The sequence below is a fragment of the Mesorhizobium sp. M0019 genome, from assembly GCF_040323975.1.
Lineage (GTDB): Bacteria > Pseudomonadota > Alphaproteobacteria > Rhizobiales > Rhizobiaceae > Mesorhizobium.
The window spans coordinates 60,611-68,544 of the sequence record NZ_JAMYVK010000040.1; the positions used below are offsets into that span (position 1 = coordinate 60,611).

General features: G+C 63.6%; 8 protein-coding genes. 5 read left to right on the top strand and 3 right to left on the bottom strand.

Annotation, left to right across the window (positions count from 1 at the left end):
* Positions 1 to 146: 146 nt before the first annotated feature.
* Positions 147 to 422: a hypothetical protein gene (locus NKK47_RS25135; RefSeq protein ID WP_352571403.1), complete on the top strand. Its 276-nt coding sequence runs from the start codon at positions 147 to 149 to the stop codon at positions 420 to 422.
* A 72-nt stretch (positions 423 to 494) separates the two neighbouring features.
* On the opposite strand, the gene NKK47_RS25140 is transcribed toward NKK47_RS25135, so the two are convergent.
* Positions 495 to 1,247 carry a crotonase/enoyl-CoA hydratase family protein gene (locus NKK47_RS25140; protein WP_352578627.1) on the bottom strand — a complete coding sequence of 251 codons (753 nt, stop codon included), beginning with the start codon at positions 1,245 to 1,247 and terminating at the stop codon, positions 495 to 497.
* Between the two features lie 53 nt (positions 1,248 to 1,300).
* Entirely contained in the window at positions 1,301 to 3,064 is a 1,764-nt protein-coding gene (locus tag NKK47_RS25145; RefSeq protein WP_352578628.1) for an acyl-CoA dehydrogenase family protein, read from the bottom strand.
* 159 nt (positions 3,065 to 3,223) lie between these two features.
* Here NKK47_RS25145 and NKK47_RS25150 point away from each other — a divergent pair, with 159 nt between their 5' ends.
* The 3 genes from NKK47_RS25150 to NKK47_RS25160 all read left to right on the top strand — a co-directional run bounded on the left by NKK47_RS25150 (position 3,224) and on the right by NKK47_RS25160 (position 5,400).
* The gene (locus NKK47_RS25150) at positions 3,224 to 3,604 is read left to right on the top strand and encodes a type II toxin-antitoxin system TacA family antitoxin (RefSeq protein ID WP_352578629.1); all 381 of its coding nucleotides are present in this window, start codon (positions 3,224 to 3,226) and stop codon (positions 3,602 to 3,604) included.
* Positions 3,601 to 4,104 carry a GNAT family N-acetyltransferase gene (locus tag NKK47_RS25155; RefSeq protein ID WP_352578630.1) on the top strand — a complete coding sequence of 168 codons (504 nt, stop codon included), beginning with the start codon at positions 3,601 to 3,603 and terminating at the stop codon, positions 4,102 to 4,104. The genes NKK47_RS25150 and NKK47_RS25155 overlap by 4 nt, the downstream gene beginning before the upstream one ends.
* A 195-nt stretch (positions 4,105 to 4,299) precedes the next feature.
* The gene (locus NKK47_RS25160; RefSeq protein WP_352578633.1) at positions 4,300 to 5,400 is read left to right on the top strand and encodes a glycoside hydrolase family 25 protein; all 1,101 of its coding nucleotides are present in this window, start codon (positions 4,300 to 4,302) and stop codon (positions 5,398 to 5,400) included.
* A gap of 21 nt (positions 5,401 to 5,421) precedes the next feature.
* Here NKK47_RS25160 and purD read toward each other — a convergent pair whose 3' ends face one another.
* Positions 5,422 to 6,699 (bottom strand): phosphoribosylamine--glycine ligase, encoded by a 1,278-nt coding sequence (gene purD / locus NKK47_RS25165; RefSeq protein ID WP_352578631.1) that lies wholly within the window; start codon positions 6,697 to 6,699, stop codon positions 5,422 to 5,424.
* A 156-nt stretch (positions 6,700 to 6,855) separates the two neighbouring features.
* Between purD and ubiA the strand changes: the two genes are divergently transcribed.
* Positions 6,856 to 7,839, top strand: coding sequence for a 4-hydroxybenzoate octaprenyltransferase (gene ubiA / locus NKK47_RS25170; protein WP_352578634.1), 984 nt, complete (start codon positions 6,856 to 6,858; stop codon positions 7,837 to 7,839).
* Positions 7,840 to 7,934 lie beyond the last annotated feature (95 nt).

A 7,934-nucleotide genomic window follows, 5' to 3' on the forward strand; every position in this document is an offset into this window, starting at 1 on the left:
GCCGCTTCTGCCGGATTTCCAATTCCCACTATCACGATCTCGTGTGCGTGAAACGTTCCAGCTTGCCGGAACGAACCAGGAAAGGGCTCAACGCGCCGCTGGCGCAAATTCAGGAGGAAGCAATGCATTCACTCAGGTTGGTCACGATGGCCGGTCTTGCCTGCCTTTTCGCTTCGCAAGCCTTTGCGGAGGACGCGATGGGGACAATGACGGTGATGAAGGGTGGGGAGGTCATGGCGATCATGCCCGATGGGCATATGGGCACCATGATGCCCGACGCCAAGATGAGCGCCGAAATGATGAAAATGGCGAAACCGATCAAGCATTGCATGATGTTGATGACCGACGCCAAAGGCAAGACATTCATGATCGACACGTCTTCGCCAAAGGCCCAGGCCGAATGTAAAAAAATGGCGATGTGACAAAGAGATCATGGCAAGAAAACCCGCCGGTTGCTGCCGGCGGGTCCACGGTGCGAGACAAGGCCAGAAGGTCTAGGCCTTCTTCCTGGTCATGAAGGCCGTCAAGGCTGCGCGGGCCTCGTCGGATTTGAGCCGCTCGCGGAAATGCTGGCTCTCCTGGCCGATGCGCTCGACAAGGGCGTCGCGCGAGCCGCGCATCAGGTCGCGCGCGATCTTCAGCGCTTGCGGCGGCTTGGCGGCGATCTGGCCCGCCGCCGCCAATACCGATGCTTCGAGTTCCCTCTCCTCGACCACCTCGTAGATCAGCCCGGCGGCCTTCGCCCTCTCGGCCGAAAAGCCCTCGCCGAGGCCAAGCAGCGCGAAGGCGCCTTGGCGGCCGAGGATCTGCGGCGCGAGCAGGCTCGAACCGGCCTCCGGCACAAGGCCGAGATCGACGAAGGGCGTCCGGAATATTGTGCGCGGCGTGGCGAAGGTCAGGTCGCAATGCAGGTTGAGCGTGGTGCCGATACCGACCGCAATGCCGTCGACGCCGGAAACCATCGGCTTCTCCGCTTTGGCCAGCGCCATCAGGAAATCCCAGACTTCGGTACCGCTTTCGCCGCCCGAGGCGACGACCATGAAATCGGCAAGGTCGTTACCGGACGAGAAGGCACCGGGCACGCCGAGAAAGACATGGACGCGGATCGCCGGATCCGCGTCGCCGCCGGCAAGAGCCGCCGACATCGTCGCGTACATGGCGCGGGTCAGGGCGTTCTTCTTGTCCGGACGGTTGATGCGGATGATCTGGATGGCGCCCTGGCGTTCGACGAGGATGTGGTCTGTCACGGATTGGTCCTTTGTGAATTTCGGGCCTTTGTGAATATCGGCGCGTGCGAACGTCAGGCTGAAATCAGCGCCTTGCCGGCAACGGCAAGGCTGTCGGCGCCGCCGATGACGCGCTCCTTGAGCGCGCCCACTTCGCCAAGCAGGTTCTCGGCGAAGAACCGGCAAAGCGCGATGCGGCTTTGGTCGGCAAGCGCGCCGCGCGCCAGATAGGCGCCGCCCGCGGCAAGCGAGATCAGCCTGAGATAAGGTGTGGCGCCGGCCAGCGCCTCGTCCGAACGGCCTTCGGCCTGCAGGTCTTGCAGGAAACGGGTTGCCTGGGAGAGCTCGTCGAGCGCCTGGTCGAGGCGATCGGCGGTGCGGCCGAAGCCTTCAAGGTTCGACGCTCGCGCCGCATCGGCGACGGCCTTGAGTTCGGCGATGTAGCCATGCACATGCCGACCGCCGCCGAGCGGCAGCTTGCGCGTCACCAGATCGATCGCCTGGATGCCATTGGTGCCTTCGTAAATGGGCGCGATGCGCGCGTCGCGATAAAGTGCTGCGGCGCCTGTCTCCTCGATGAACCCCATGCCGCCATGCACCTGCAGCCCAAGCGAGGCGACCTCGACGCCGACATCGGTCGAAAAGGCCTTGGCCAGCGGCGTCAACAGATTGGCGCGCTCCTGCCAGTGCTTTGCATCTTCGCTCTGTGACGCGAGATCGATGGCGTGGGCGCAGGAATAGCAGATGGCACGGGCAATCTGGGTCAGCGCCTTCATCGTCAGAAGACTGCGCTGGATGTCGGGGTGATGCACGATCGGCGCCATGCCGGCACCGCGATAGCTCACCGCTTTGCCTTGCCGGCGGTCGTTGGCATAGGCGAGCGCCTTCTGCGTCGCGGCCTCGGCGACCGCGACGCCCTGCATGCCGACGGCAAGGCGCGCATTGTTCATCATGGTGAACATGCAGGCGAGGCCCTTGTTCTCCTCGCCGACCAGCCAGCCGATCGCGCCGGGCCTGCTGCCTTCGAAGCCATCGCCATAAATCATGGTGCAGGTCGGCGAAGCGTGGATGCCCAGTTTGTGCTCCAGCCCGGAGCAGAAGACGTCGTTGCGCCTGCCCAGCGCGCCATCGTCTCCGACGAGGAATTTCGGCACCAGGAACAAAGACAGGCCGCGCGTGCCGGCCGGCGCGTCCGGCAGCCGCGCCAGCACCAGATGGATGATGTTGTCGGTGAAATCGTGCTCGCCATAGGTGATGAATATCTTTTGCCCGAAGATGCGGTAGGTGCCGTCGCCGGCCGGTTCGGCGCGGGTTCGCAAGGCATTCAGGTCCGAGCCTGCCTGCGGCTCGGTCAGGTTCATGGTGCCCATCCATTCGCCGGAGACCAGTTTTTCCAGATATTTGACCTTGAGTGCCTTCGAGCCATGCTTGTCGAGTGCTTCGACCGCGGCCATGGTCAGCGTCGGGGCGATGCCGAACGCCATCGAGGCGGAGTTCCACATTTCGAGCGCGGCGACGCCGAGCATGGCCGGCAGCGCCTGGCCGCCATACGCTTCCGGCGCGGACAGCGCATTCCAGCCGCCGCCGATCCAGCGGCGATAAAGTTCCTTCCAGCCGGGCGGGGTAGTGACGGCAGCGCCGTTGAGCACCGCGCCGTGCTGGTCGCCGACCGTGTAGAGCGGCGCCACCTCCTCGCTGGCGAAGCGGCCGGCCTCGGCCAGAATGGCGTCGACAAGGTCCTCGCCGAGTTCGCCAAAATTGCCTGCATCGAGCGCCGGCTTCAAGCCGGCGACATGCTTCAGGGTGAAGGCGATCTCCTCGACCGGTGCCCGATACATGGCGTTCGCTCCTCCTCAGCCCGGCCCTCCCCAGTCTGGCCCTCCCCAGTCTGGCAGGTCTACTTAAGACCTGTGCCGATGCAAAATCATCTGCTTTCGGAGTTCCCTGTCCATCTTCTTTTTACGTAAACGTCAAACTTTGTCACGCGGATTTTGCAATTGCTGGCTCGTATGCAAAATTACTTAGAGCCGGACGACGCACTTGTTTTGTACGGTTATTTCCCGTACAAGGCAGCATCAGGGATGACGATAATGCCAAACCAACAGACCCGCACCGCCCGTCTCGAAGCCCGTATTTCGCCGGATATGCTGGACGTGGTGAAACGTGCCGCCGAAATCCAGGGCCGCAGCGTCAGCGACTTCGTGGTCGCCGCCGCTCAAGAGGCGGCGCAGCGTACTATCGAGAACACCACCATTATGCGTATTTCCGTCGAGGATCAGCGCGCCATGATGGAGGCGATTCTCAATCCGCCCGAGCCCAATGAAGCACTGCGCAAGGCCGCCGACGCCCACAAACGGCTTGTCGTCGAATCCCGGTGAATTTCACCATCATCATCGAACCGCTCGGCGGATCGCATGATCGCAAGGCGTTCAGCTGCGGGGTGTCGGCGCTCGACCGCTATATACGGGAGCAAGCCAGCCAGGATGTCAAACGCCGAGTCGGCAACTGCTTCGTTGCCGTGGATCGCGATGTCGGCGCGATCGCCGGATATTACACTTTGGCGGCGTCGAGCATACCGATCGCGTCCTTGCCTGACGAACAGACAAAACATCTGCCACGCTACCCGGTTCTGCCCGCGATATTGGTCGGCAGGCTGGCCGTCGATGCCCGATACCAGCGGCGGCGGGTCGGGTCGGCGCTGATCGTGGATGCGCTACGACGTAGCGTTAGCGCTGCCCCAGCAGCCTTCGCGTTGATTGTCGATGCCAAGGATGACCAGGCGGTCGCGTATTATCGCAGGCATGGCTTCACCTCGTTTCAGAGCCGCCCGCTATCACTGTTCCTGCCCATAGCAACAGCGTTGAAGCTATTTGGCTGACAATCGCAACCATCGCTTTGCTCTTGAGGAGCACCAGGGGTCACGTCGCCAGCGCTCCAACTCGCCCACTCGGCACCCGAAGCATTTCCTTAACCATGGCGGTTCAGGATTTGGCTTTGGCCAGCAAGGATCTGCTGTTTGAAAACGCCGGCGCGCCCCCTTGTCCGCTCAGCGCTTCTCCTTGTCGCGGCCGCGATGACCCTGGCGCTGACGCCGGCAAAGGCCTCGGATTTCTCCGAACCTTGGAAGGATGCCGACCGGGCGCTGGTCGTCGACGCCTACGAATACAATTCCATCGACTGGACCCGGCTAGCCGCCGACAAGCGTCTTGTCGGCTTCATCAACAAGGCATCCGACGGAATGCCGCCACCATATTTCTGTTTCGGCGACGAGACCGAGACGCGGCTGTGCAAGACGCTTTGGAAGCGCCATGCGATGGCACAGGAACTGTTCCAGACGCGCAAGGTGGTGGCCAAGGCGCTGGGCCTGAAATGGGGTGCCTATCATCTCGCCCGCCCCGGCAACCCCGTGGGACAGGCCAATAATTTCATCAATTTCGTGAAACCCGGGCCGGATGACCTGCTTGCCCTCGACATCGAGGACGATGATCCCACCCAATGGATGTCGCTCGAGGATGCCGAGGAATTCGTGCGCCATGTGCATCGTCGGGTTGGCCGCTTTCCAGTGCTCTACACCAACGGCACGACAGCCAGGCATATCGCCGACAACAAGTATAAATACCCGCTCCTGTCCCGGCTGCCGCTGTGGTATGCGCGCTACAAGCCAGACATCGGCGTGCATTTTCCGATGGGCAACTGGCAGGGTTATGCGCTCTGGCAGTTTTCGGCGCGAGCAAATTGCGGCCGGTTCCGCTGCCCTTACAGGGTCGCGGGCACACCCAACGATATCGACGTCAGCGTCGCGCCGATGAACGCCACGGAATTGCGCGCGCAGTGGCCGTTCGGCGGCCTGATCAACGTGCAGCCGGATTATCTCACCTCGATACCGGTGCCGCTCTCACGCGAGGCGGGGCTCGCCGGCGGCACCATCACTTACGCCAGCGTGACGCCAGCAAGCTTCGAGGAGATGGTCGCGGTATTCAGGGCGCGCCTGGCCAGGTTCAGCAGCGGCTTTCAAATGCCTGCGGCGAAGTCGGCGCCGGGCCTTCCGCGCGGGATTGCCGAATATGTCGCCTGGACGCGAAACGAAAAGCGTGCGGCATCGGTGCCAGGATTTGTCTCCACCGCCGACGCGGTCAGCAGCGTCTCGACCGAATTCGACCACGGCTTGCGCTGAGGCCGAAGGCCGCCCGAAGCATCAGTTCGCCTGCTCGCGCGCCACCGCCAGCCAGCCAATGTCGCGGCGGCAAAAGCCTTGCGGCCAGTCGATCCGGTCGAGCGCGGCGTAGGCCTTCTTCTGCGCCTCGGCGACGGTGCTGCCGGTCGCCGTGACGTTGAGCACGCGGCCGCCATTGGCGACGAGTGCGCCGCCGTTGATGGCGGTGCCGGCGTGAAAGATCTCGACGCCGTCGCCTGCCGCCGCCTCGACGCCGCGGATGACCGAGCCCTTTTCCGGCGTGCCGGGATAACCCCTGGCTGCCATCACCACGGTGAGCGCCGCCTCGTCGCGCCAGCGCACCGATGTGTGCGCCAGCTGGCCGTCGGCGGCGGCGTTAAGCAGGACCAAGAGATCGTCCTTCAGCCGCATCATCAGCACCTGGCATTCCGGGTCGCCGAAACGGGTGTTGTATTCGATCAGCTTCGGCCCCTTCTCTGATATCATCAGCCCGGCGAACAGCACGCCGGAAAACGGTGCGCCTGTTTCAGCCATGCCGCGCATGGTCGGCTCGACGATCTCGCGCATGGTGCGGTCGATCATCTCCGGCGTCATCACAGACGCCGGCGAATAGGCGCCCATGCCGCCGGTGTTGGGGCCGGTGTCGCCGTCACCGACACGCTTGTGGTCCTGCGCGGTACCGAAGGGCAGCGCGGTGGTGCCGTCGCACAGGCAGAAGAAACTTGCTTCCTCACCGACGAGAAACTCCTCTACCACCACTTCCGCCCCGGCCTGGCCGAAGGAGCCGTCAAAACAGGCCTCGAGCGCGGCCAGCGCCTGGTCAAGCGTCATGGCGACGGTGACGCCCTTGCCGGCAGCGAGGCCGTCGGCCTTGATGACGATCGGCGCACCCGTCTTCTCGACATGGGCCCTGGCCGAAGCCAGATCGTCGAAGCGGCCATAGGCGGCGGTCGGGATGCCGTATTTGGCGCAGAGATCCTTGGTAAAACCTTTCGAGCCTTCCAGCCGTGCCGCTGCCTTTGACGGGCCGAAGACGCGAATGCCTTCGGCGCGCAGGTCGTCGGCTATGCCGGCGACCAGCGGCCCTTCCGGTCCGACCACGACGAGGTCTATTTCATTCTCGCGGCAAAACCGGACCACCGCTGCGTGATCGGCAGTATCGAGCCTCACCAGTTCGGCTTCGTGGCCGATGCCCGGATTGCCGGGCGCCGCGTAGAGCCTGGTCAGCAGCGGCGAGGCCGCGATCTTCCAGGCCAGCGCATGTTCGCGTCCGCCGGAGCCGATCAACAAAACACGCATGCCCAGATTCCTTGCCGTTCCACGATCAGGACTGCGCTATTGCGCCGCGCGCGACGGGTCAAGACATTTGGCTGCCGAAGCGCCGATTGCGCGTGGCGAGCGTGCGGGGGCTGCTTGACGCTTGACGGCATTCGCCTCTGCTGCCACTCCAGCAAAATGGAAACCGTCCAGTCGAAAGCGGCCCAGGGCCGCGTCGCCGATGCGCCGAGCGGCCACTGGGTCTATCGCGCGCTGCCGCGGCGGTTGTGGCCCTATGCGCAGCTTGCCCGGTGGGACCGGCCGATCGGCTGGCAATTGCTGCTATGGCCATGCTGGTGGTCGGCTGCACTTGCCGCGAGCGCCTATCCGCGTCCGACGGATCCGCTGCTCTCGCTGCTGCCGTCGCCGTGGTACCTGCTGCTGTTTTTTCTCGGCGCGTTCGCCATGCGTGGCGCCGGCTGCACCTACAACGACCTGGTCGACGAGGACATCGACAACCAGGTGGAACGCACGCGCTCGCGGCCGCTGCCGGCCGGCAAGGTCACGCGCCGGCAGGCCTGGATGTTTGTTGTCGTGCAGGCACTGGTCGGCCTTGCCGTGCTTTTGCAGTTCAACAGCTTCGCCATCTTGCTCGGCATCGGCTCGCTGGTCATCGTCGCCGTCTACCCATTCATGAAGCGGTACACCAATTGGCCGCAACTCGTTCTTGGCCTTGCCTTTTCCTGGGGTGCGCTCATGGGATGGGCGGTCGAGTTCGGCGATCTCGATGGGCCGCCAATCATGCTCTATATCGGCTCGATCCTGTGGGTGATCGGCTACGACACGATCTATGCGCATCAGGACAAGGAAGACGACGCCATCGTCGGTGTGCGCTCGACCGCGCGCCTGTTCGGCGACAACACCAAAGCCTGGCTGGCCGGACTTTATGGCGGAGCGCTGGTCTGCTTCGCCATTGCTTTCGCCTCGGCACAGGCACCGGTACCGGCGCTCGCCGGGCTGATCGCCGCCGGCGCCCATATGGCACGGCAGATCGCCGTGCTCGACATCGACGATCCGGACCAGTGCCTAAGGCTGTTCAGATCGAACAACCAGGTCGGCTGGCTGATCTTCCTCGGCCTGATCGGCGGCGCGGTTTGGGTGGCGCTGAAGCCGCTGGTTTAGCGGCCTGTTCCCTTCTCCCCTTGTGAGGGCTTTGCACGGGGAAGCGAAATCCTGGTTGGTGAGTTAATGGGGCTTTTTTGAAAGCCGGGAAAGCA